Raw genomic sequence first — 21,962 nt, 5'->3', positions numbered from 1 at the left:
GCGTATGACATCACGTTCCGGCAAATTTTCCGCACTCTGTCTGGCGCACGCCCTGCGGGCGGCCTCGCCGGGGTTTGCTTCTCTTGGGGCTGCCTCTCTGGCCGTGGTGGGGGGTGCATCCGTTCTGGCAGCGCCGGCACTGGCAGAGCAGGCCGCACCGCAGGCCGCCGCTCCGGCTCCGGCGGAAGCGCCACAGGGCATCACACTCTCCGCTGCCGATAAAGTCTGGCTCGGGAAGATTGAAAAGGCGCTCAACAGCGTCAGCACATTTCAGGCACATATGCAGCAGCTGGATGCGGAGGGAAAACGTGCCTCCGGCGTGGTCTGGATGCAGCGCCCCGGCCAGATGCGGCTGGCGTATGATCCGCCAACGCCGCTCCTGCTGGTCGCCAGTCAGGGTAAGGTGGTGTTTCGTGATAACCAGCTTGACCAGACAACCGTCATCCCCATGGAGCGCACGCCGCTCGGGCTGCTGCTGCGGCAGCATGTCAGTCTGGCCAATGATGTCACCATTACGGGCTTTCAGCATGAAGGCGGACTGGTGCAGGTCACGCTCGTGCGCACGTCCTCCCCCGGTGATGGCAGCCTGACACTGGTGTTTTATGATAACCCGGTGGCCCTGCGCTCCTGGAGCGTAGTGGATTCACAGGGGCGCGAAACCCGCGTGACGCTGTTTGATATCCATAGCGGGGTTGCCATTCCGCCCGGAACCTTCACGCTGCCCGCACAGCCGGACTAACGTGGCGCAGAGCCGGGCCCTGAATTGGACCCGGAATCAGGCACAGGGTGGGGCAGGGTGCAGGGCTTTCTTTCAGGGTTTTTCCGGCTTCAGGGGTGGAACAGCAGGCAAGGCAGCCTGATATCAGGGCGAGTCTTTCTTCAGGACAGGCAGTAATGGCGGTACGGCGCACACCATCTTCGGGCATGGCTCCGGGGGCTGATCTTTTTGGTAATCAGGCTCCGCAGCCGGAGAGAGAGGCGCCCGCAAGCCCTACAGGGCGGCCCGCGCCGAACCAGCCGCTGGCAGACCGCCTGCGGCCGGACCGGCTGGAGGATGTTGTGGGGCAGGGCCACCTGCTGGGGCCGGATGGCACCCTGACCCGCATGCTGGAGCGCGGGTCTCTCGCCAGCCTGATTCTCTGGGGTGGCCCCGGTGTGGGGAAAACCACCATCGCGCGGCTGCTGGCACAGGCCGCCGGGCTGCGGTTTGTGCAGCTTTCCGCCGTTTTTTCCGGTGTGGCGGACCTGAAGAAAACTTTTGAAAATGCCCGCAGGCAGGCAGACGCAGGTGGCGGAACACTGCTGTTTGTGGATGAAATCCACCGCTTCAACCGGGCGCAGCAGGATGGTTTCCTGCCCGTGGTGGAAGATGGCACGATTGTTCTGGTCGGGGCGACGACGGAAAACCCCTCCTTCGCGCTGAATTCGGCCCTGCTCTCGCGCTGTCAGGTGATGGTGCTGAACCGGCTGGATGACCCGGCGGAAGAAGCCCTTCTGGCCCGGGCCGAGGAAGAAACCGGACGCACCCTGCCGCTGACAGAAGACGCACGCGCCACCCTGCGCGCCATGGCGGATGGAGATGGCCGCTATCTGCTGAACATGGTGGAGCAGCTTCTCAGCCTGAAAACGGATGCACCGCTGGATGCCCAGGCACTGGCCCGCCTGCTGGCCAAACGCGCCGTGCTGTATGACCGGGACCGCGAAGAGCATTACAACCTGATTTCCGCCCTGCATAAATCTATGCGCGGGTCAGACCCGGATGCGGCCCTGTACTGGTTTGCCCGGATGCTGGAAGGCGGGGAAGACCCGCGCTATCTGGCCCGGCGCATGACCCGTTTCGCGGCGGAAGATGTCGGAATGGCGGATCCACACGCCCTGCCGCTGGCGATAGCGGCGTGGGAGACGTACGAGCGCCTTGGCTCACCCGAAGGGGAGCTGGCTCTGGCCCAGCTTGTGGTGCATCTGGCCACAGCGCCGAAATCCAACGGGGTTTATAAAGCCTATGGCGCGGCGCGCAGGGCCGCGAAGGCCACCGGCAGCCTGATGCCACCTGCCCATATTCTGAATGCCCCGACCTCTCTGATGCGGGATATCGGGTATGGAAAGGGCTATCAGTATGATCATGATGCCGAGGAAGGCTTCTCCGGGCAGAATTATTTTCCGGACGGGATGACGCGCCAGACCTTCTATAATCCGAGCGGACGGGGCTTTGAACGGGAGATCCGGCACCGTCTGGAAACATGGGCCCGCTTGCGGGATCGGCGTCAGTCGTGAATATCGTCGCATGAGTGTTGTGATTCTGACTGTCAGCGAGGACGAGGCGGATATTCGCCTTGATCGCTATTTTCGTCGCCATTACCCGCATCTGACGCAGGGTGGGCTGCAGAAACTGTGCCGTACGGGCCAGATCCGGGTGGATGGCAAGCGGGTTGAAGCGTCCACGCGCCTTCAGCCGGGCCAGTCCGTGCGGGTGCCCCCCATCCCCATGGCGGCCCGTCCGGCAAAGGACGCCCCGCGCCCGCTGGATGAGCGGCTGGTGCGTGAAATTCAGGGGATGGTGCTGTATCAGGACAAGCACCTGATTGTGCTGAACAAGCCTGCTGGCCTGCCGGTGCAGGGCGGCCCCGGTATTACCAAACATGTGGACATGATGCTGGATGGCCTGCGGGCCGAAGCGGATGACCCGCGCCCGCGTCTGGTGCACCGGATTGACCGGGATACCTCCGGCCTGCTGCTGCTGGCCCGGACACCGGGGGTGGCCGCCAAGCTGGCGGAGGCCTTCCGGGGGCGGGAGGTCAAGAAAACCTACTGGGCGGTGGTGGTCGGTCGGCCTGACCCGCTGTCCGGCGAGATTGATCAGCCCCTTGCGCGCCTTGGCGTGGGGGCCAATGCCATTATGGTGGCGGCGGACCGGAAAGACCCGGACGGCCAATATGCCCGCACAACCTATGATGTTGTGGATTCCGCCGCCCGGAAATTCTCCTGGCTGGCGCTTTCCCCGCTCACGGGGCGGACGCACCAGTTGCGCGTGCATTGTGAATCTCTGGGCACCCCCATTCTGGGGGATCCGAAATATGGTGGGGCCACGGCGCACGTCGAAGGCTTTACGGACATGCTGCACCTGCATGCCCGTGAACTGGATATGCCGCATCCGGCAGGCGGGCGGCTGACAGTCAGCGCCGAACTTCCGCCGCACATGCGTGAAACCTTCCGCTCCTTGGGCTTCACGCCGGGGGCTACGCCCAAACCGTCTCGTCGCGGCGGATAAGAGCGACGTCTGGAGCGCAGGAAGGAAAGCCAATGCGGTTGAAATGGAAAATCGGTCTGGTGGCCGGAGCGGCTGTGCTGCTGGTGGGCGGGGGCAGTGTTGTCTCCGCCATGCAGGATGCAGACTGGCTGCGGGTGCGGCTGGTGGATGCTGTGGAAGCGCAGACAGGCCGCCATCTGACCATTGACCATCTGCATGTGTGGCTCCTGCCGTTCCCGTGGGTGGGGGCGCGTGGTGTGCATCTCTCCGGCGTTGCGGCGGCGGATGCCACGCAAGACGGGCAGGCCGCGCCGAGCATGCTGGATGCAGCGGAAGTGCGCGCCCGCCTTCGGCTGCTGCCGCTGTTCCAGCACCGCATTGTGTTCAGTGATGTCAGTCTTATTCAGCCTCATGTCTTTGTCCGGCGTCTGCCTGACGGACGGGCCGACTGGCTTTTCACGCCGCCCGCCCGCCCGGATACCGGAGGGAGCGCACCGTCTTCCGGCCGGATGCATTGGGATATCGGGGTCTCCAACGTCAGCATCACCAAGGCGGATGTGCGGTGGGATGACCAGCTTCGGCACAGAACCGGGCAGGTCGGCTTCGGGTCTATTCGCGCGAAGGATCTGGATGGTGAGGCTCCGTCCTTTGATGTGCAGGGCGAGAAAGGGAAGGGCCAGTTTGTTCTGACAGGCCAGACAGGCCGCCTTCTGCCGCTCCGCGCCAAGGACTTTCCGGTGCAGGTCAGGCTGGCCCTGAGCGTTGCCGGGCATCCGGCCGGGCTTGCGCATCTGGATGGCAAGGTGACGGACCCGGATGGCGCACGGCTTTACGCGCTGCAACTCGGAGGGTCTCTGGGCCAGTTGCGGGATCTGGAGCCGTTCTTCCCGCGGGCAGACCTGCCGGACGGGCAGAATATTTCGGTGGATGCGCAGATTGCAGGCTCGGGCGCGCAGCCTGTTGTGCAGGGCCTGCATGTGCATACGGGGCCGGTGGACCTGGGGCGCTTTGTGGCTGGCAGCACGCTGAGTCGGGCCATGCTGGATGCGGGCAGACCGGAAGACGCCCTGACCGTGCAGGCTGAGGGGCAGTTGGGCACGCAGGCGCTCGGGGTGCACGGCACGCTTGGCACGCTGGCGCAGATGACGGCTCTGGCGCTGGACCCGCAAACAGCCGAAACACCGGTTGATCTGACTCTGGCGGAAGGCGCGTCCAGCCTGAAACTGACCGGAACACTGGGGGGCGGCCATTCCTCCGTGGACGTGCATGGTGTGCTGGACCAGCTTGCGCCGGGCGGGACATTCCCCACGGCGGACAGCCTGAAGGTGGACGGGCATGTGGAAACAGGCACGACTCTGGCGCTGCTGAAAAAGCATGATGCCCCGGATGTGGTGCGCGGCCTGACCCTGACCGCCAGCGTGCAGACGCCGCATGTGGTGTGGAACGGCCTCTCATGGTCACAGGTGAGCAGCCATGTGGCCGTGCAGGGTGGCCGACTGGTGGCGGACCCGGTGCAGGCGGAAGGCTCTGGTGTCACCCAGTCCGCCCGCTTTGTTTATGATGTCTCCGGTAGTGTGCCGGCTTACGAGCTTGCCGCGCATCCTGTGGTTCTGCCGGTTGCGGCGGTGCAGGGCTGGATGGGCGCGCCGTCCCTCATGCAGGGGGCGCTGATGCTTGTGGGCGCTGTCAGCACGCAGGGGGATGATGCGGCGGCCCGGCGGGGCGCGCTGGCCGGGCATGTCGGCGCGTCTGTGGTGGATGGCAGCATTGGCGGCCCGGCGCTGCGGTCCTTGCTGGGGCCGGATATTCCGCTGAAGGGCTCCATGCCCGTGCGCTGCTTCGGCACCCATATGCAGCTTGGGGATGGTATGGCGCGGATTGATCTGCTGGCCATGGAAACCCCGTTCCTTTCCCTGCACGGGCACGGCACGGTCACACTGGGGACGCAGGCGCTGGACCTGCATCTCTCCCCGCGCATCCTGCTGGGCGGAACCTCTGCGGCGTCCGACCTGCGGGTGACAGGCACATTCGCGGCCCCGGTGCCGAAAATGGAGCCGTCTTACGGCGGCCGATACGGCATTAATATCGGCGGGGATGACGGCGGGAATGATAACTGCCCCACGCTGCTTTCCGCCGCGCGGGAAGGCGGGAGCGGCCCCGCGCCGTCCGCCCCCAAGGCCGGGAAGGAAGGTAAGGTGATGAACATGCTGCGGGGGCTTGGGCTGTTCAAATGAGTGATGCGGAGAAAAAAGCACCTGCTACGGCGGGTGCCCGCAAGCGGTTCTGGAAGCAGGCCAGTGTGGTGCCTGAGCTGGGGGGCTTTGCCGTCCAGCTTGATGGCAGGCCGGTCAGGCTGCCTGAGCGTACCATGCTGTGTGTGCCCTCCCGCGCGCTGGCGGATGCGCTGGCGGCGGAATGGCAGGCGGCTGGCCTGACTGTGGGCGGGTATTTCAGCCCGGAAGATCTGCCGCTGACCAGAATAGCCGGTTCCATGCTGGAGCGTGTTCCCGCGGCTCGCGCGGGCGTTGTGGAAAGCCTGCTGGCGTATGCGGGGAGCGACCTGCTGTGTTACCGCGAGGCAGGGCAGTCCAGGCTGGCGCGCCGCCAGCGTGAGCTGTGGGGGCCGTGGGTGGACTGGTGTGAAGCCACGTTCGGCATGGCGCTGCGGACAACGGAAGGGGTGATGCCCATCACCCAGCCGGAGGCCACCATGCAGACGCTGCGGACGGTGCTGGAGTCCTGTTCTGATGCGGAACTTGCGGTGCTGGGTGTGGCTGTGCCTGCTCTGGGCAGCCTGTATCTGGGGCTTGCCCTGCTGAAAGGAAACGCCAGCCCGGATGCTCTGGTGGCCTGCGCGACAGTGGATGAGTGCGAGCAGATGGCTATCTGGGGGGAAGATACGGCCGTGACAGACCGGATTGCCACCCTGCTGCGTGATGTGACGGATGCCGCCCGTTTTCTGGAGCTTCTGCGCGCGCAGTAAGCCTGTGCGGGCCTTGCCGCCCCGCGCTCTAATATCCGCATAGCCTTGGGGCGCGAATTTTGTGTGGTGATGGACATGCCCATGCCATGAATTTGCCTGGGTCTCCCTCCACACAGGATCTTGCAGACTGATGAACGTGAGCGTTCTCTCAGCCTGAAATGAAGGTCATGTCACCGGATGAGGAGAACGCGAATGCGCTATAAATCCACAGGTGTAGAACCTCGGCATCAGACCCTGTCAGGCTCCGGCGCACGGCCGCGCATTCAGGGCAGGGTTGCCCATGCTGTTGCGACGTGCGCTATGGGATCATGGTTTCTACTCGGACTGATCCCGGTTTTTGCTATCATCTATTCGATGAGCTGATGCAGCAGTCTCCTCTGCACGGGCCGCGCCGCCTGAGCCCTGGAAAGTGCGCCAGAGGCGGGTCCGCTACAGAATTTTTCAGGAGTTGAAAAAGTCCATGAACTACAGGAATGGTTTCCTTGCCGCAGCAGCGGTGGTTGGTCTGTCCACAGCAGCGCTGTCTGCCCACGCACATCCCGGCTTCCCCCCTCCGCCGCCGCCTCCTCCGGGTGGCCCCGGTGCCTGCATGGCGGGTGGGTTTGGCGTTTACGGCGGCCATGGCCACGGTGGTGGCATGAGCATGCTGGAAGGGCTGGACCTGACCAAGCAGCAGCGCAAGGATATTGATGCCATCCTGCGCACGGCGCATGAGCAGGATCGGGCTGATGATACGCGGGGAGACTTCGAGAAAATTCACCAGCAGATTCAGGATATCCTGACGTCTCCCGGCCCTGTTGATAAAGACAAGATCGCGACTCTCCAGCAGCAGGCGGCAACACTGCGTGCGCAGGCGGAAGCGCGGCATATCGATGTGGCCTCCCGCATTCATGATGTTCTGACACCCGACCAGCTTGCGCAGGTCAAGGCGCGCCAGACCAAGATTCATGATCTGAGGGAGCAACTGCGCGAAGCGGAACACCCGGCTCCGCCCCCGCCGCCCGAAAAGTAAAACACAGAAGTTTCTTGACTCGGTGAGAGTGGGGTCGTAACTCCCTCTCACAAATCAGGACCGCCACTCCGCGAGTGTTCGCGCAGTGGCGCGTCTCCTTTTGGGGTATTACGCAGGTGTTCGAGGCTCTCTCAGGCAGGCTTTCCGGGGTTTTTGATGGGCTCGCCAAACGTGGCGCGCTCTCTGAAGCCGACGTGATGGAGGCAATGCGCGAAGTCCGTCTGGCAATGCTGGATGCAGACGTCGCGCTGCCTGTGGTCAAGGACTTCGTAAACAAGGTCAAGGAACGCGCCGTGGGTGCGGAAGTGCTGGAAAGCATTTCCCCCGGTCAGGCCGTTGCGAAAATTGTTAACGATGCCCTGATTGATGCCCTGGGCGGCGCAGGCGCTGTTCCGATCACTCTGAACGCCGTGCCGCCTGTGCCCATCCTGATGGTGGGTTTGCAGGGGTCGGGTAAAACCACCACATCCGGCAAGATCGCCCTGCGCCTTTCCACGCGTGAGCGGAAGAAGGTGCTGCTGGCATCGCTCGATACGCAGCGCCCGGCCGCGCAGTTGCAGCTTGCCCAGCTTGCCACGCAGGCCAATGTGGCGTCCCTGCCGATTGTGGCGGGCCAGACCCCGGTTGAAATCGCGCAGCGCGCGATGGATGTAGCCCGGCGTGAAGGCTACGACGTTGTTATTCTGGATACCGCAGGCCGTCTGTCCATAGACGAAGCCCTGATGGAAGAGGTCCGGCAGGTTCGCGCCGTGACCCAGCCTGCCGAAACCCTGCTGGTTGTGGATGCCATGACCGGGCAGGACGCCGTGAACACCGCAAAAGCGTTTAATGACGCCGTGGGTGTGACCGGCGTTGTGATGACTCGTATGGATGGTGATGCCCGCGGGGGTGCCGCCCTTTCCATGAAGGCCATTACCGGCGCGCCCATCAAGCTGACGGGCTCTGGTGAAAAGCTGGATGCGCTGGAGGAATTCCACCCCGAGCGTGTTGCAGGCCGTATTCTCGGGCTGGGCGATATTGCCGGGCTGGTGGAAAAAGCGGCTGATACCCTTGATCATGAAGAAGGGGAACGGCTGGCCAAGAAGATGATGGCCGGCAAGTTCGATCTTGATGATTATGCATCGCAGATCAGGCAGATCAGCAAGCTGGGGTCCATTTCCGGAATTGTCGGCATGCTGCCGGGTATGGGGAAGGTCAAGGAAGCCCTTGGGGACAAGGACCTTGATACAACCATCCTGAAGACGCATCTGGCCATTATTTCTTCCATGACCAAAGGTGAGCGCAAGGCGCCCGCCATCATCAAGGCGTCCCGCAAGAAGCGGATTGCAGCCGGGTCTGGAACAAGTGTTCAGGAGGTCAACAAGCTGCTCAAGCAGTTTGATATGATGTCCTCAATGATGAAGCGCTTTAACAAGCTCGGCATGAAAGGTCTCATGCGCCAGGGTATGTCCGCGCTCATGCCTAAGGGAATGGGAGGAGGGCCGCCGGGTGGTGGCCGTCCCTTCCGCTGAAGCGGCCTGTTTCTATTCGAAGTTTTTCAGGGTTTTGGAGAAGTCTGAATGAGTCTTAAAATTCGTCTTGCCCGTGCAGGTGCCAAGAAGCGTCCTTACTACCACATCGTGGTGGCCGACAGCCGTTCCCCGCGTGACGGCCGTTTTATCGAGAAAGTGGGTGCCTACAACCCGATGCTGCCCTCCGACCACGCAGACCGCCTGCGTCTGGTGGGTGAGCGCATCACGCACTGGCTGTCTCAGGGCGCACAGCCCACGGACCGTGTTGCCCGCTTCCTGGGGAACGCTGGCCTGGCTCCGAAGCCGGTTTATGCCGAGCAGCCGAAGCAGTCTGCTCCGAAGAAGAAAGCCCAGGCACGCGCAGCCGCTGCTGCCGCTGCTGCTGAAGCAGCAGCCTGAGGCCAAAGCGAGCTGAGCTGACCGGATCATGCGTGCAGACCTTATCCTGATAGGCGTTGTCGGCAGACCGCATGGTGTGCGTGGCCTTGTGCATGTGCACAGCTACGCGGACGATGCGGCCGCGTTGGAGACGTATAAGGGTCTGCTGGATGAAAAAGGGCGGGAATGGTCTCTGCGCTGGCGCGGGTCGGATGGTGTGGCGGAACTGCGCGATGCGCAGGGCACGCCCCTGTCAGACCGGACGGCAGCGCAGGCGCTGGTGAATACCCGCCTTTATGTGCCGCGTGATGTTCTGCCCGAGCCTGAGGAAGAAGAATTCTACCATACTGATCTGATCGGTATGGAGGCGCGGGAGGGAGCCTGCTCTCTGGGGCAGGTTGTCATGGTGCATGATTACGGCGGTGGCGCCAGTCTTGAGCTGACCGGCGGCGTGCTGGTTCCGTTTACACGCGCCTGCGTGCCGGAGATCGATCCGAAGGGGCGGGTGGTGACCATCGTTCGCCCGGTCGAGGTCTCTGGTGAGGAGGGGCGTGGCGTCGGGGCCGCAAAGGTAGCGGGGCCTGCCGCGTGAGCTGGCAGGCTACGGTGCTGACGCTGTTTCCGGAGATGTTCCCCGGCCCGCTGGGGTTGTCTCTGGCAGGCCGTGCGCTGGAAGGGGGCGTGTGGTCCTGTTCAGCGCAGGATTTGCGGCAGCATGGTCTGGGCCGGCACCGGGCGGTGGATGATTCCCCGTTTGGCGGCGGCGCAGGCATGGTGATGCGGCCTGATGTGGTGGATGCCGCTCTGGCTGCAACGCAGGCCGGAGCAGACGTGCCGCGTGTGTTTCTGACACCGCGGGGGCGGCCTCTACGCCAGCAGGACGTGCAGCGCTACGCACAGGGGCCGGGTCTCGTGCTGCTGTGTGGCCGGTTTGAAGGGGTGGACGAACGTGTGCTCCAGAGCCGGGAGATCGAACAGGTTTCCATTGGAGACTATGTTCTGTCCGGTGGAGAGACAGCCGCCCTTGTGCTGCTGGATGCCTGCATCCGGCTGCTGCCCGGCGTGATGGGGAGTGAGGAGAGCGGGGTTGAGGAAAGTTTTTCCGCAGGCCTGCTGGAATATCCTCATTATACCCGTCCTGCTGTATGGGAAGGTCAGGACGTGCCGGAAGTCCTGCTGTCAGGAAACCACGCGGCCATAGCGGCGTGGCGCCAGAAGCAGGCTGAAGAAATCACGCGGGAAAGACGGCCGGACCTGTGGTCTGCCTGGCTGGCTCGCACAGAGAAAAATGGGGCTGCTGCCACCGGAAAAACCGGGCAGACAGGCCAAACTGGGGTTTGAGGAAGGATACCGAAATGAACATTATTCAGCAGTATGAAGCTGCGGAAATCGCTCGCCTGACAGCCGCTCGTGCCGTTCCGGAATTCGCAGCCGGAGATACGGTGCGCGTGTCCGTTCAGGTTGTTGAAGGTGAACGCAAGCGTCTTCAGGCGTTTGAAGGCGTTGTGATTGCCCGTTCCAACAAGGGCCTGAACAGCAACTTCACCGTGCGCAAGATCTCCAATGGTGAAGGTGTGGAGCGTGTGTTCCCGCTCTATGCACCGACCATTGCTGAAATTCACGTTGTGCGTCGCGGTAAGGTGCGTCGTGCGAAGCTGTACTACCTGCGTGGCCGCAGCGGTAAGTCTGCTCGTATTGCAGAACGCCCGCGTGACGTGGTTGCCGCTGGCTGAGATCAGTCAAAGCAGATCGGCTGTCCGGTCTGCCTGACCCCAAAAACCCGGTGGGGCTTCGGCCCGCCGGGTTTTTGGGTGCTGAGAAGATGAAGGCGCGGGTTTTTCGTCTGTCAGAACACGACTGAACCTGTTCGGTGCACCGCGTGAAACCGGGTAAAACGCTTGATCCTGTTGCGCGCAGGCCTGCTGCGCACCGGGCAGCGGGAGCAGGGTCAAGGCTGATCTGCGCGAGTCCGTGCCGTTCCATGAAAGGGGAGGGCCATGGCGCCGCGTACGTTATTCGACAAGATCTGGGATCATCATGTTGTCGAAACTTTGCCGGATGGCACCTCTATCCTTTATATCGACCGTCACCTTCTTCATGAAGTGACAAGCCCGCAGGCGTTTGAAGGCCTGCGTCTGGCTGGCCGCAAGCTGCGTCATCCTGAAATGACCATGGCTGTGGTGGACCACAATGTTCCCACTTCCGACCGCACCCAGCCTATCGAGGAACCGGAAAGCCGGAACCAGATTGAAACGCTGGAACGGAATGTGAAGGAATTCGGGGTTCCGTATTTCCCGCTGCTCTCCGCCTCTCAGGGTATTGTGCATGTGGTGGGGCCGGAGCAGGGCATTTCCCTGCCGGGCATGACCATCGTGTGCGGGGATTCCCATACCTCCACCCACGGCGCGATGGGCTCCCTGGCGTTCGGGATCGGCACATCCGAGGTCGAGCATGTGATGGCAACCCAGACCCTGCTTCAGCGGCCTGCAAAAAACATGCGGGTGACAGTGGAAGGCCAGACCGGTCCGGGTGTGTCCGCCAAGGATATCATGCTGGCCATTATCGGGCATATCGGCACCGCGGGCGGCACCGGGCATGTTATTGAATTCGCCGGATCCGCCATCCGGGATCTGGACATGGCCGGGCGGATGACCATCTGCAACATGTCCATCGAAGCCGGTGCCCGCGCCGGGCTTGTGGCCCCGGATGACACGACCTTCGCGTATGTCCGTAATCGTCCGTTTGCTCCCAAGGGAGAGGATTTCGAAAAGGCTGTGGCGTTCTGGCGCACACTGGCAACTGATCCCGGCGCGCATTTTGACAAGGATGTCACGCTGCGGGCGGAAGACATTGCCCCGAGCCTGACATGGGGCACCAGCCCGGAAACGGTGCTGCCCATTACCGGCACCGTGCCGGACCCGGCTCTGGAGGCTGACGAGTCCAAACGTGTGCAGATGCAGCGTATGCTGGAGTATATGGGGCTTGAGGCCGGGCAGAAAATTGCCGGAACACCGGTGGATGTCGTGTTCATTGGCTCCTGCACCAACAGCCGGATTGAAGACCTGCGGGCCGCGGCTCAGGTGGCTGCGGGCCGCAAGGTGGCCGAGGGCGTGCGCGCCATGATTGTGCCGGGCTCCGGTCTGGTGAAGCGGCAGGCGGAAGAAGAAGGTCTGGACCGGATTTTTCTGGATGCCGGGTTTGAATGGCGTGAGGCCGGGTGCTCCATGTGTCTGGGCATGAACCCGGACAGGCTGACACCGGGGCAGCGCTGTGCCTCCACCTCCAACCGGAATTTTGAAGGGCGTCAGGGCCCGGGCGGGCGGACACATCTGCTCTCTCCGGCCATGGCGGCGGCGGCGGCTGTGACAGGCTGCCTGACGGACGCGAGGGAGCTGGTCTGATGGAAAAATTTACCACGCTGTCTGCTGTTGCTGCGGCTTTGCCGGAAGATAACATTGATACGGACAAGATTATTCCGGCCCGGTTTCTGAAAACCACACGGCGCACAGGCTTGGGCAAACATGCGTTTGACAGCATGCGTTATCGGCCGGACGGTTCTGAAAACCCGGATTTCATCCTGAATCAGGAACCGTGGCGGCACGCGGAAATTCTTGTCACCTATGACAATCTGGGTTGCGGCTCTTCCCGCGAGCATGCGCCCTGGGCGTTGCTTGATTTTGGCATCCGCTGCGTGATTGCGCCGTCTTTTGCCGATATTTTCTTCAATAACTGCTTCAAGAACGGCATTCTGCCGATCAGCCTGCCGCGTGATGTGTGTGAGCTGCTCATGGCGGATTCCAGCATGGGCAGCAATGCGCGGCTGACCATTGACCTGCCGCGCCAGGTGGTTATTCGCCCCGGTGGTGAGGAAGTGCCGTTCGAGATTGATCCGTTCCGCAAGCACATGCTGCTTGAAGGGCTGGATGATATTGGGCAGACGCTTCAGCACGAGAGCGAAATTAAATCCTACGAACAGAAGGTTGTCGGGGAACGCCCCTGGATGCCTGTCATCACCCTGGATTGAAAGTTGGAAAAACCCATGAGTGCTCAGCCTGCCAGAAAACTGCTTGTTCTGCCCGGAGATGGTATTGGCCCGGAAGTGATGCGCGAAGTTGGCCGCGTTATCACCTGGCTGGAAAAGAACCGTGGCCTGACGTTTGAGGTGACGGAAGATCTGGTGGGTGGCGCCTCTCTGGCTGAATATGGCGTGCCGATCCGTAATGAGGTGATTGAAAAAGCGCGTGAGGCGGATGCCGTTCTGTTCGGCTCCGTGGGGGACCCGCGCTGGAGCCATGTCGGGTTTGACAAGCGCCCGGAAGTGGCGATTCTCAAACTGCGGCAGGAACTGGAACTGTTTGCCAACCTGCGCCCCGCCAAGGTGTTTGATGCACTGGTGGATGCCAGCACCCTCAAGCCTGACGTGGTGCGTGGTCTGGACATCATGATTGTCCGTGAGACTGTGGGCGGCATTTACTTTGGGAACCCGCGCGGCATTGAAACGCTGGCGGACGGCTCACGCCGGGGTGTGAACACCGAAGTGTATACAACATCGGAAATTGAACGCGTGGCGCGTGTTGCCTTTGAAATGGCCCGCAAGCGTTCAAACCATGTCTGCTCCGTTGAAAAATGCAACGTGATGGAAAGTGGCCTGCTGTGGAAAGAGGTTGTGACCGATCTTCACGCGCGGGAATTCTCGGATGTCACACTCTCCCATATGCTGGCTGATAACTGCGCCATGCAGCTTGTGCGGAATCCGCGCCAGTTTGATGTGATTGTTACCGGTAATCTGTTTGGAGATATTCTCTCCGATCTGGCCTCCATGCTGACTGGCAGCCTCGGTATGCTGCCCTCCGCAACGCTGGGGGCGGTGCAGGCCAATGGCAAAAGCCCGGCGCTGTATGAACCCATTCACGGCAGCGCACCGGATATTGCCGGGCAGGGGATTGCCAACCCGATTGCGCAGATCCTCTCCTTCGCCATGCTGCTGCGCTATTCCTTCGATCTTCAGGAAGATGCACAGATGGTGGAAGAGGCCGTCTCCCGTGTGCTGGAAAGCGGCCTGCGCACGGCGGACATCATGAGCGAAGGGATGGCCCGTGTGGGCACGTCAGTCATGGGTGAAGCTATCGTTCGGGAACTGGACAAGCTTCAGGGCTAACGCCTGCTTTCTGTAAAAATTCTTACGTAGCCTGAAAGCCTCAAGCCTCCGGTGTGACCACGCCGGGGGCTTTTTCTTGTTCTGAGCCGGTTTGTTTCAGGAATGGGTGGATTGTTTTTCAATACGGTGGAAAAACAGTCTGCACGGGATATGAGACATTTTCGGGAATAATGGACATGCGTTTTGGACGTTGGATTCTGACAGGGGCTGCCTCGGCGCTTGTCATGGCCGGAGCCGCAACAGGCGGACTGGCATGGGCAGCGGAAACCGGGCCTGCTGAAGCACCAGCCATCACGGCAAAAACAGACACGGTCTTTCTGGATGAGATCCACGGGCAGCAGGCTATGGCGTGGGTGCGCGCCCAGAACAGCCATACCACCGGCACGCTGGAAAAAGACCCGCGCTATGCCGGGTTTTATAAAAAGGTGCTGGCGGGCCTTCAGGCACCGGACCGGCTGGCCATGCCCTCTTTCATGAATGGGGCGATCTGGAATTTCTGGCAGGATGCGGAGCATCCACACGGGATCTGGCGTGAAACCAGCCGTGCGTCCTACCTCAAAAAAACACCAGACTGGACCGTGCGGCTGGATGTTGATGCGTTGGCAAAGCAGGACGGAGTCAACTGGGTCTTCAAGGGGGCGAACTGCCTTGCCCCAGCGGATGAGCATTGCCTTGTGGCACTCTCCAATGGCGGGGAAGATGCGGAAACGCTGAGGGAGTTCAACACCACAACCGGGCAGTTTGTGCAGGGTGGGTTTGTCTTCTCCCGTTCCAAACAGACGGTGGCCTGGGTGGATGAAAATACCATCCTGCTGGCTCGGGACTGGGATGGAAAAGGCACGACCCTGACGCCGTCAGGATACCCGTTTGTGGTTAAAACCATGATCCGTGGTGCCGCGCCGGGGCAGGAGAAAGAGCTGTTCCGGGGCGAGGCCTCCGATATGGCGGTCACGCCGATGGTGCTGACAGATGGTGATGGGCATCAGCTTGTCATGATTCAGCGGAACGTGACGTTCTTTGAAACACGCTATGCCGTGGTGGAGAACGGGCAACTGCATTGGCTCGCCCTGCCGGCGAAGAGTGAAGTGCAGGGGCTGATGAAAGGCCGCCTGATTGTGTCAGTTGAGGAAGACTGGCACCCGGATGGACATGCGCCCATTCCCGCGGGCAGCCTGATTTCAGTGAACCCGGCTGCTGCGGAACAGGGCGTGGAGGTGATTTTCACACCCGGTCCCTCTCAGTCGATCGATCAGGTGGGTGTGACGAAAAATACCGTTCTGGTCAGTCTGTTTGATAATGTGCGCGGGCGCGCCATGCGCTTTACCCCCACTCAGCCGGGCAAGGCGTGGCAGGCCGAGCGGCTTGCGCTGCCGGACATGACATCTGTGCATATTGTGGATACGGACCGCACTTCAGACACGGCCTATCTGAGTGTGGAAGGCTATCTTGAACCGCTCCAGCTCTGGCTGCTGGAAGGGAAGGGGCAACCTCACAAGGTGCGCTCGGCTCCGGCGCGGTTCAAAACCGATGCTCTGGTGACGGAGCAGTTCTGGACCCACTCAACAGACGGCACACGCATTCCGTATTTTATTGTGCACCGCAAGGACATGAAGCTGAACGGTGCGAACCCGACCCTGCTGACAGCCTATGGTGGCTTTCAGGTTTCTTACACGCCGCTTTACGCGCCGGAAGTGGGGCAGCTCTGGCTGGAGCGGGGCGGGGTGTATGTGGTGGCCAATATCCGGGGCGGCGGAGAGTTTGGCCCCGCATGGCACGAGGCAGGCCGGAAATCCGGGCGGCAGAAGGTGTATGATGATTTTGCCTCTGTCGGGCGGGACCTGATTAACCGCAAGATAACATCCCCGCGCCATCTGGGTATTCGCGGGCGCTCCAATGGTGGCCTGCTCTCCGGTGTGGAAATGACCCAGCATCCGGATTTGTGGAACGCCGTGATTATCGGTGTGCCGCTGCTGGATATGGAGCATTTTGAAACGATGTCCGCCGGGGCGTCCTGGGCTGCGGAATATGGGTCCATGTCTGTCCCTGCGGAGGCTGCGTTCCTGCGCTCCATTTCTCCCGTGCAGCATCTGAAAGCCGATGTCTCTTACCCGGAGCCATTCATTTTCACGGCAACCAGTGATGATCGGGTCGGCCCCGTGCATGCCCGGCGCTTTGCGGCGCGGTTGGAAGCACTGGGGAAACCATTCTTCTATTATGAAGATATTGAAGGTGGGCATTCCGGCACGGTGAACGCACCGGAAGTGGCGCATGAACGGGCGCTGGAAGCCGTCTATCTCTCTCATCATCTGATGGATGCGGACTAAGCGCGGCCTGACCAGCGTTTGGCGGTGCCGGGCGTATCAGGGGCAGGCAGGGCTAAGGCCGTGGCTGTTCCTGATGTGCTCCGGGGCTGGAGGGGCAGTCTGACTGGAGCCGTCTGGTGGGGGGAGGCGTGCAGGCGCCTGTTGGGCAAGAGGCCGCCGGGCAATAAAAAAGGCCGGAGCACATGCTGTGTCCCGGCCTTTTTAAAACGTTGTGTGCGGAAGCTTTAGAAGCCTTCACGCTCCAGACGCTTGCGTTCCATCTTGCGGGCGCGGCGCACGGCCTCGGCAGACTCACGCGCTTTGCGTTCGGAAGGCTTTTCGAAATGACGACGCAGCTTCATTTCACGGAAGATGCCTTCACGCTGCATTTTCTTCTTGAGCGCTTTAAGAGCCTGATCGACATTGTTGTCACGGACGAGAACGTGCACTTGGCCACTAACCCCTGTTTCAGAAAACCCGGATAAACCCGGTTTTGAAGTGATATGGAAAAAGAATCGATGCAGCACTCTCACGCTGCCGATTCCTCTATTGGCGGCGTCTATAGCACGGGCTTGCATAAAGACACAATTCGTTCTTGCCTCTGGATAACAAACTCCTGTGAGTTATTTGGCAGGACGGCAAGGAGAGCGGCGTGGCTGTTTTGAAAATTGCCCGGATGGGGCACCCGGTTCTGCTCCGGCGGGCGGATGAGATTGAGGATGTTAACGGCCCTGAGGTCCGGCGCCTTGTTCTTGATATGATGGAAACGCTGGAGGATGCCGGGGGTGTCGGGCTGGCTGCTCCGCAAGTCCATGTTGCAAAAAGACTTTTTCTCTATTCCGTGCCCGAAGGGCGGAGTGAGGGGGAGGATGACCCGCCCTGTGGCGTGCAGGTTCTCATCAACCCCGTTCTGGAACCGGTGGGGGATGAGAGGGTCCAGAGGATGGAAGGATGCCTGTCTATTCCCGGCCTGCGTGGAGAAGTTCCGCGTTACAGGCAGGTCCGCTATGCGGGATATGACCACGTGGGAAAGCCGGTGGAAGGCATTGCGTCCGGGTTTCGGGCGAATGTCATGCAGCATGAAATGGATCATCTGGACGGGATTCTTTATCCCATGCGAATGAAGGATCTGGGAAAGCTCGGATTTGACACCGAAATAATGCGATACGGAGTGCGGACATGATCACAGGATGGGGCAGGGTCGAGCAGGCTGTTTCTCTTGCCGTGGCAGGGCTTGCCACCGGTAGCATGCCAGCGCCCATAGCGCGTGACTCCGTGCGGGATGAGGCTGTGAGAAAGCTGGCGGCAGTCGCCGGGGAGCGCGGGTGGAGTCTGGCCGTGCTGCGTGAGGTGGCCGGGCTGGAAGCAGACCTGTTTTTCCCGGGCGGACCGGCGGAAATGGTCGAATACTGGTCCGATTTGTGTGATCGCGACATGGTTGCGGCCATGCTGGGCACCACCGAACCGCGCCTGAGCCAGCGTGTGCGGCAGGCGCTTCTGCTGCGCCTGCCGGCGGACAGGGCCATGCGGGCCGCAACCAGAAGCGGCCTGGCCGTGCTGGCAACGCCCTGCGCGCGGGGCGGGCTGCGCCGCAGCCTGATGCGGACCGTCAATGCGTTCTGGCAGGCGGCGCAGGACGAGTCTGAGGGGCTGACATATGTGACCAAGCGCCTCACGCTGGGGGGCGTTTATGGTGCGACTCTGCTGTTCTGGCTGGCGCGCGGGCAGGATGAAGCCGCAATGGCAGCGTTTGTGGACCGCCGTCTGGCCGGTGTGCTGCGTCTGGGTAAATGGCGCGCACGGCTGAGTGGCCGCTCTGCTCCCCCACGGCCTGCCTCCGCACACTCTGCCACGGCATAAGAGCAGGCGGGTGCATGGGGTGGCGCGTGCTGCATGAATAACGGATTTCGCCCGCATGATGAGGCCGGAGCCGGTCTGCTCTTTCTGCGGGAAGAGCAGTTGCGTCTGGCCCAGACCATGATGTTTCTGGCCGCGCGCGATATGGCCGCAGCCCTTGAACCGATTCTGACAGAAGAAAAGCTCGGGAGCGCTCATTACAGGGTTTTGCAGGTGTTGGCGTTCAGCCCCGGTATTCCGGTCAACCGCCTGCAGGAGAGTCTGGGTGTGACAAAGCAGAGCCTTGGGCGCACGCTGGGGGAATTGCAGGAGCGAGGCTATCTGGAGAGTGAAACCGCGCTGCGGGACCGGAGGCAGCGGCTCTTGCGGCTCAGCAAGGAAGGGCAGGCTGTTGAGGCACGGCTTTTTGCCGTGGTGCGGCAAAGGCTGAGTGCGGCGTATCGGGAGGCGGGAGGTCCTGCGGTGGAAGGCTTCCGCCGGGTGATGCGGGGGATGCTTTCCGAGAGCAGCCGGGCCATGATGGCCGATGATGCGGCAGGACGGAGGAAGGGACGCAATGGCACGTAACCACCACGATATTGTGCCCGAAGATGGAATGGCTCCGCATGTGATTGTGGTGGATGATGACCCACGGCTGAGGCGCCTGCTGCAACGCTATCTGTCCGAGCAGGGGTTTCGCATCAGCGTGGCGGCCAGTGCTGCGGAAGCCCGTCAGGCTTTGCAGGGTATCCAGCCGGACGCCATGGTGCTGGATGTGACCATGCCGGGGGAGACAGGGCTTGAGCTTACACGCGCCCTGCGGGAGGCGGGGCAGGACCTGCCGATTGTCCTGCTGACAGCGCGGGGGGAACCTGCCGACCGGATTTCCGGGCTGGAAGCCGGGGCGGATGATTATCTGGGCAAACCCTTTGAACCGCGCGAACTGCTGCTGCGGCTCAAGGCGCATTTGCGGCGGCTGGCCCCGGTTCCTGCGTCTGATAATCTGCGGATTATCAGACTGGGTGAGAAGGAGTTCGATCCCGTCCGCGCCCTGCTGTCCAGTCCGGCTGGCAATGTGCATCTGACAGGAGGGGAGGCCGCGCTTCTGTCTGTGCTGGCACGGCGGCCGAATGAGGTTTTTACGCGCGAAGAAATAGCTCGCGCGCTGGATATGGCGGAAATTGGGGAACGGGCGGTGGATGTGCAGGTTACGCGCCTGCGGCGGCGGATTGAGCCAGACCCGCGTGAACCGCGCTTTCTGCACACCATTCGTGGGCGCGGCTATGTGCTCAAGCCCGGCGTGCAGTAAGGGAGGCCCGGGGCAGCGGGCATGAAAAAGCGCACACTCAGCTTGTTCCCGGCACGGGTGCTGACATCCCGCACGATGGAAAAATCCGTGCGGCGTGTCTTGCCGCGCTCCATGCTGGGGCGCTCCCTGCTGATTGTGCTGATTCCGCTGCTCGTGACTCAGGCAATCTCGCTGGAACTGTTCTACGGAAACTTTCTCAAGGTTGTTTCCCGGCGTCTGTCTGATAGCGTGACATCGGACATCGTGCTCTCCCTCAATGCCTTGGAGCATTTGCAGAAACGCAGTGACAAGGACTGGTTTGTCGCGCAGGCGCGGGACCACCTGCAACTGGTGGAAACATGGCGCCCCGGTGCCCGCCTGCACCGCTTCGGTTTCAATCACATTACCGGCCCGATGGATGATGATCTGGCCCACGCGCTTGATGCAGCCATTGATTATCCGTTTTTTGTGAACTGGAAGAATGACCCGCATACGGTGAAAATTGCCATTCAGCTGCCCGATGGCGTGCTGGAGGTAGATGCCCCGCGCAAGCGGCTTGATATGGGGCAGATCTGGCTGTTTGTGGGGTGGGCGCTCAGCAGCTCCATCCTGCTGTTTGTGGTGGCCAGCCTGTTCATGCGGAATCAGGTGCGGGCCATCCGCCGCCTTGCGCGGGCGGCGGAGCAGTTCGGGTTGGGGCGGGACATTGGCCCTATCCGCCCGGAAGGGGCGCAGGAGGTGCGGAAGGCGGCTGTGGCCTTCAACCGCATGCAGGACCGCATCTACCGCTTTGTCTCCCAGCGTACGGGCGTTCTGGCCGGGGTTTCGCATGATCTGCGCACGCCGCTCACCCGGCTGCGTCTTTCTCTGGCCATGATGCCGCGCCACGGCACGGTGAGGGGGGAGGACCTGAAGCAGGACGTGGATGACATGATTGGTGATGTGGCCGAGATGGAACACATGATTGGCAGTTATCTGGCCTTTGCTCGTGGTGAGGGAGCCGAAACGCCGGAAGATGTGGAGATGCAGCCGTTCATTGAGGATGTTGTGACGGCCGCGCGCAGGGCCGGGGCTCGGGTTGAGGCTGTCATGGTGCAGCCGGGACTGCATGTTCATATGCGCCCGGACGCCATGAAGCGCACCCTGAGCAATCTGCTGGACAATGCCCGCAGGCATGGCGGGGCCATTGCCGTCACGGCTTATGCCGTGCAGGACGGCGTGTGCATTCTGGTGGATGATGACGGGCCGGGGATCAGCCCTGAGCGGCGCGAATCCGCTTTCCGGGCATTTGAAAGCGGCCGGGGTGGCGGTACCGGCCTGGGCCTGACCATTGCGCGCGATATTGTGCGCGCCCACGGCGGGGATATGGAACTGGAAAGCGCACCCACTGGGGGGCTGCGTGTGAAAATCAGCCTGCCCTGAGGGGGCAGGGCAGGTTAGAGCGTGTTGCCTGAGCCAAAGTGGCCGGGGCCACTGTTGCCACCCATCATGCCGGTGCCGCCGCCACCACCGGAATTCATCATGTTCTGCATCGGGTTGTAGCGGCCCACATTCCCCAGAATCTGCTGGAGGATGTTGATGCTTGTGCCCGGTGTGGGCGTCACCTGACTGATCATGGTGACAGGGCGGCTGTCCTTGCGGTTCAGGGTGCGCAGGCTCTGCAGCATGCCTGCGCCATCAAATTTGAGAACCACCACCTGCTGCTTGTCGATACCGGGGAAGTCCAGCGGCTTCATGTAGGTGGTCATGGAAATATAGATCCATGTGTTATCGTCAAAAGCGCCCTTGGTGGTGGGGGAGCCCAGAAGATCCACCGCATCGGCCCGTGTGCTGGTGCCGGGGGTAAGCTGGTTGTAGTCATCCGCCTCAATCAGGGAGCCGCGCGGAATGGGCGTGGGCGCGAACACGGAACACCCCGAAATAACAAACGCAGCAGCCAGCGCACCACAGGTGGTGCTGAGGCGCGTCATGCTTTTCTTGCGGTGCGGTGTCATGTCAGTAAGGCATCCCCAAATCTTGCGGTCACTCTGAGAAGGTATGATCTTTCAGGCTGCGGCATGCAGGAAGACCTACCCTGTCCGATGCCCGAACAGGCCCTGTGCGTCAATTCCTGAATTGCGCGGGGGCACAGTTTGCAAGCAGATCATTGCGCTGCGGGCGCTTTATGTTAGGGCTGCGGGAGGCCTTCGTGCAAATTTCATGCCGGAGGCCTGATCTGTTTTTTCAGAAGCGACTGTTTCAGGAGG

At 61.8% G+C, this 21,962-nt stretch carries 22 protein-coding genes; 20 read left to right on the top strand and 2 right to left on the bottom strand.

Annotated features, from left to right (window positions below; genetic code table 11):
• Positions 1–4 precede the first annotated feature (4 nt).
• The 15 genes from GOB82_RS05510 (at position 5) to GOB82_RS05440 (ending at position 16,613) form a co-directional block, all read left to right on the top strand.
• A complete protein-coding gene (locus GOB82_RS05510; protein ID WP_166120742.1) occupies positions 5–739 on the top strand; it encodes a LolA family protein in 735 nt (244 codons plus the stop codon).
• Between the two features lie 155 nt (positions 740–894).
• Entirely contained in the window at positions 895–2,274 is a 1,380-nt protein-coding gene (locus GOB82_RS05505; RefSeq protein WP_166120739.1) for a replication-associated recombination protein A, read from the top strand.
• A gap of 10 nt (positions 2,275–2,284) precedes the next feature.
• Positions 2,285–3,268 carry an RluA family pseudouridine synthase gene (locus GOB82_RS05500; RefSeq protein WP_166120736.1) on the top strand — a complete coding sequence of 328 codons (984 nt, stop codon included), beginning with the start codon at positions 2,285–2,287 and terminating at the stop codon, positions 3,266–3,268.
• A gap of 32 nt (positions 3,269–3,300) precedes the next feature.
• Complete coding sequence (locus tag GOB82_RS05495) at positions 3,301–5,481, top strand: AsmA family protein (RefSeq protein WP_166120733.1); 2,181 nt, start codon at positions 3,301–3,303, stop codon at positions 5,479–5,481.
• A complete protein-coding gene (locus GOB82_RS05490; RefSeq protein ID WP_166120730.1) occupies positions 5,478–6,230 on the top strand; it encodes an ATP12 family chaperone protein in 753 nt (250 codons plus the stop codon). Before GOB82_RS05495 ends, GOB82_RS05490 begins: the two co-directional genes overlap by 4 nt.
• A gap of 460 nt (positions 6,231–6,690) precedes the next feature.
• Positions 6,691–7,242: a Spy/CpxP family protein refolding chaperone gene (locus GOB82_RS05485; protein WP_166120727.1), complete on the top strand. Its 552-nt coding sequence runs from the start codon at positions 6,691–6,693 to the stop codon at positions 7,240–7,242.
• Between the two features lie 116 nt (positions 7,243–7,358).
• The gene (ffh, locus tag GOB82_RS05480; protein WP_166121097.1) at positions 7,359–8,753 is read left to right on the top strand and encodes a signal recognition particle protein; all 1,395 of its coding nucleotides are present in this window, start codon (positions 7,359–7,361) and stop codon (positions 8,751–8,753) included.
• Positions 8,754–8,801: 48 nt separating this feature from the next.
• Positions 8,802–9,152: a 30S ribosomal protein S16 gene (gene rpsP, locus GOB82_RS05475; protein WP_166120723.1), complete on the top strand. Its 351-nt coding sequence runs from the start codon at positions 8,802–8,804 to the stop codon at positions 9,150–9,152.
• A 28-nt stretch (positions 9,153–9,180) separates the two neighbouring features.
• Positions 9,181–9,723, top strand: coding sequence for a ribosome maturation factor RimM (gene rimM / locus GOB82_RS05470; RefSeq protein WP_166120720.1), 543 nt, complete (start codon positions 9,181–9,183; stop codon positions 9,721–9,723).
• On the top strand, positions 9,720–10,472 hold the full coding sequence (trmD, locus tag GOB82_RS05465) for a tRNA (guanosine(37)-N1)-methyltransferase TrmD (protein WP_166120717.1): 753 nt from the start codon (positions 9,720–9,722) through the stop codon (positions 10,470–10,472). The genes rimM and trmD overlap by 4 nt, the downstream gene beginning before the upstream one ends.
• A 14-nt stretch (positions 10,473–10,486) precedes the next feature.
• Positions 10,487–10,864 (top strand): 50S ribosomal protein L19, encoded by a 378-nt coding sequence (rplS, locus tag GOB82_RS05460; protein ID WP_166120714.1) that lies wholly within the window; start codon positions 10,487–10,489, stop codon positions 10,862–10,864.
• 264 nt (positions 10,865–11,128) lie between these two features.
• Entirely contained in the window at positions 11,129–12,532 is a 1,404-nt protein-coding gene (gene leuC / locus GOB82_RS05455) for a 3-isopropylmalate dehydratase large subunit (RefSeq protein WP_166120711.1), read from the top strand.
• Positions 12,532–13,155, top strand: coding sequence for a 3-isopropylmalate dehydratase small subunit (gene leuD / locus GOB82_RS05450; RefSeq protein WP_166120708.1), 624 nt, complete (start codon positions 12,532–12,534; stop codon positions 13,153–13,155). Before leuC ends, leuD begins: the two co-directional genes overlap by 1 nt.
• A 15-nt stretch (positions 13,156–13,170) precedes the next feature.
• The gene (gene leuB, locus GOB82_RS05445; protein ID WP_166120705.1) at positions 13,171–14,289 is read left to right on the top strand and encodes a 3-isopropylmalate dehydrogenase; all 1,119 of its coding nucleotides are present in this window, start codon (positions 13,171–13,173) and stop codon (positions 14,287–14,289) included.
• Between the two features lie 176 nt (positions 14,290–14,465).
• Positions 14,466–16,613, top strand: coding sequence for a prolyl oligopeptidase family serine peptidase (locus GOB82_RS05440; RefSeq protein WP_242007215.1), 2,148 nt, complete (start codon positions 14,466–14,468; stop codon positions 16,611–16,613).
• Positions 16,614–16,837: 224 nt separating this feature from the next.
• Here GOB82_RS05440 and rpsU read toward each other — a convergent pair whose 3' ends face one another.
• Complete coding sequence (rpsU, locus tag GOB82_RS05435) at positions 16,838–17,041, bottom strand: 30S ribosomal protein S21 (protein ID WP_006557524.1); 204 nt, start codon at positions 17,039–17,041, stop codon at positions 16,838–16,840.
• A gap of 203 nt (positions 17,042–17,244) precedes the next feature.
• Between rpsU and def the strand changes: the two genes are divergently transcribed.
• Genes def through GOB82_RS05410 form a run of 5 tightly spaced genes read left to right on the top strand, consistent with a single transcriptional unit; the run spans position 17,245 to position 21,138 of the window.
• The gene (def, locus tag GOB82_RS05430) at positions 17,245–17,775 is read left to right on the top strand and encodes a peptide deformylase (protein WP_166120703.1); all 531 of its coding nucleotides are present in this window, start codon (positions 17,245–17,247) and stop codon (positions 17,773–17,775) included.
• The gene (locus GOB82_RS05425; RefSeq protein WP_166120700.1) at positions 17,772–18,452 is read left to right on the top strand and encodes a ubiquinone biosynthesis protein COQ9; all 681 of its coding nucleotides are present in this window, start codon (positions 17,772–17,774) and stop codon (positions 18,450–18,452) included. The genes def and GOB82_RS05425 overlap by 4 nt, the downstream gene beginning before the upstream one ends.
• Positions 18,453–18,485: 33 nt before the next feature.
• Positions 18,486–19,016 carry a MarR family winged helix-turn-helix transcriptional regulator gene (locus GOB82_RS05420; protein WP_166120697.1) on the top strand — a complete coding sequence of 177 codons (531 nt, stop codon included), beginning with the start codon at positions 18,486–18,488 and terminating at the stop codon, positions 19,014–19,016.
• The gene (locus tag GOB82_RS05415; protein ID WP_166120695.1) at positions 19,006–19,737 is read left to right on the top strand and encodes a response regulator; all 732 of its coding nucleotides are present in this window, start codon (positions 19,006–19,008) and stop codon (positions 19,735–19,737) included. Before GOB82_RS05420 ends, GOB82_RS05415 begins: the two co-directional genes overlap by 11 nt.
• A 21-nt stretch (positions 19,738–19,758) precedes the next feature.
• Entirely contained in the window at positions 19,759–21,138 is a 1,380-nt protein-coding gene (locus GOB82_RS05410) for a sensor histidine kinase (protein ID WP_166120692.1), read from the top strand.
• Between the two features lie 14 nt (positions 21,139–21,152).
• Here the strand turns inward: GOB82_RS05410 and GOB82_RS05405 are convergent, their stop codons facing one another.
• The gene (locus tag GOB82_RS05405) at positions 21,153–21,710 is read right to left on the bottom strand and encodes an outer membrane protein assembly factor BamE (RefSeq protein ID WP_166120689.1); all 558 of its coding nucleotides are present in this window, start codon (positions 21,708–21,710) and stop codon (positions 21,153–21,155) included.
• Positions 21,711–21,962: the final 252 nt, after the last annotated feature.

The sequence above is a fragment of the Acetobacter farinalis genome (assembly GCF_011516935.1).
Classification (GTDB): domain Bacteria; phylum Pseudomonadota; class Alphaproteobacteria; order Acetobacterales; family Acetobacteraceae; genus Acetobacter; species Acetobacter farinalis.
The sequence above is the reverse complement of the archived record's forward strand: the minus strand, read 5'-3'. Positions and strand labels throughout refer to the sequence as shown.

Excerpts from the sequence above, each read along its gene's own strand:
- GOB82_RS05510 (WP_166120742.1), top strand. The coding sequence starts at position 5 with ATGACATCACGTTCCGGCAAATTTTCCGCACTCTGTCTGGCGCACGCC.
- GOB82_RS05505 (WP_166120739.1), top strand. The coding sequence starts at position 895 with ATGGCGGTACGGCGCACACCATCTTCGGGCATGGCTCCGGGGGCTGAT.
- GOB82_RS05500 (WP_166120736.1), top strand. The coding sequence starts at position 2,285 with ATGAGTGTTGTGATTCTGACTGTCAGCGAGGACGAGGCGGATATTCGC.
- GOB82_RS05495 (WP_166120733.1), top strand. The coding sequence starts at position 3,301 with ATGCGGTTGAAATGGAAAATCGGTCTGGTGGCCGGAGCGGCTGTGCTG.
- GOB82_RS05490 (WP_166120730.1), top strand. The coding sequence starts at position 5,478 with ATGAGTGATGCGGAGAAAAAAGCACCTGCTACGGCGGGTGCCCGCAAG.
- GOB82_RS05485 (WP_166120727.1), top strand. The coding sequence starts at position 6,691 with ATGAACTACAGGAATGGTTTCCTTGCCGCAGCAGCGGTGGTTGGTCTG.
- rpsP (WP_166120723.1), top strand. The coding sequence starts at position 8,802 with ATGAGTCTTAAAATTCGTCTTGCCCGTGCAGGTGCCAAGAAGCGTCCT.
- rimM (WP_166120720.1), top strand. The coding sequence starts at position 9,181 with ATGCGTGCAGACCTTATCCTGATAGGCGTTGTCGGCAGACCGCATGGT.
- rplS (WP_166120714.1), top strand. The coding sequence starts at position 10,487 with ATGAACATTATTCAGCAGTATGAAGCTGCGGAAATCGCTCGCCTGACA.
- leuC (WP_166120711.1), top strand. The coding sequence starts at position 11,129 with ATGGCGCCGCGTACGTTATTCGACAAGATCTGGGATCATCATGTTGTC.
- leuD (WP_166120708.1), top strand. The coding sequence starts at position 12,532 with ATGGAAAAATTTACCACGCTGTCTGCTGTTGCTGCGGCTTTGCCGGAA.
- leuB (WP_166120705.1), top strand. The coding sequence starts at position 13,171 with ATGAGTGCTCAGCCTGCCAGAAAACTGCTTGTTCTGCCCGGAGATGGT.
- GOB82_RS05440 (WP_242007215.1), top strand. The coding sequence starts at position 14,466 with ATGCGTTTTGGACGTTGGATTCTGACAGGGGCTGCCTCGGCGCTTGTC.
- GOB82_RS05425 (WP_166120700.1), top strand. The coding sequence starts at position 17,772 with ATGATCACAGGATGGGGCAGGGTCGAGCAGGCTGTTTCTCTTGCCGTG.
- GOB82_RS05420 (WP_166120697.1), top strand. The coding sequence starts at position 18,486 with ATGAATAACGGATTTCGCCCGCATGATGAGGCCGGAGCCGGTCTGCTC.
- GOB82_RS05415 (WP_166120695.1), top strand. The coding sequence starts at position 19,006 with ATGGCACGTAACCACCACGATATTGTGCCCGAAGATGGAATGGCTCCG.
- GOB82_RS05410 (WP_166120692.1), top strand. The coding sequence starts at position 19,759 with ATGAAAAAGCGCACACTCAGCTTGTTCCCGGCACGGGTGCTGACATCC.
- GOB82_RS05405 (WP_166120689.1), bottom strand. The coding sequence starts at position 21,710 with ATGACACCGCACCGCAAGAAAAGCATGACGCGCCTCAGCACCACCTGT.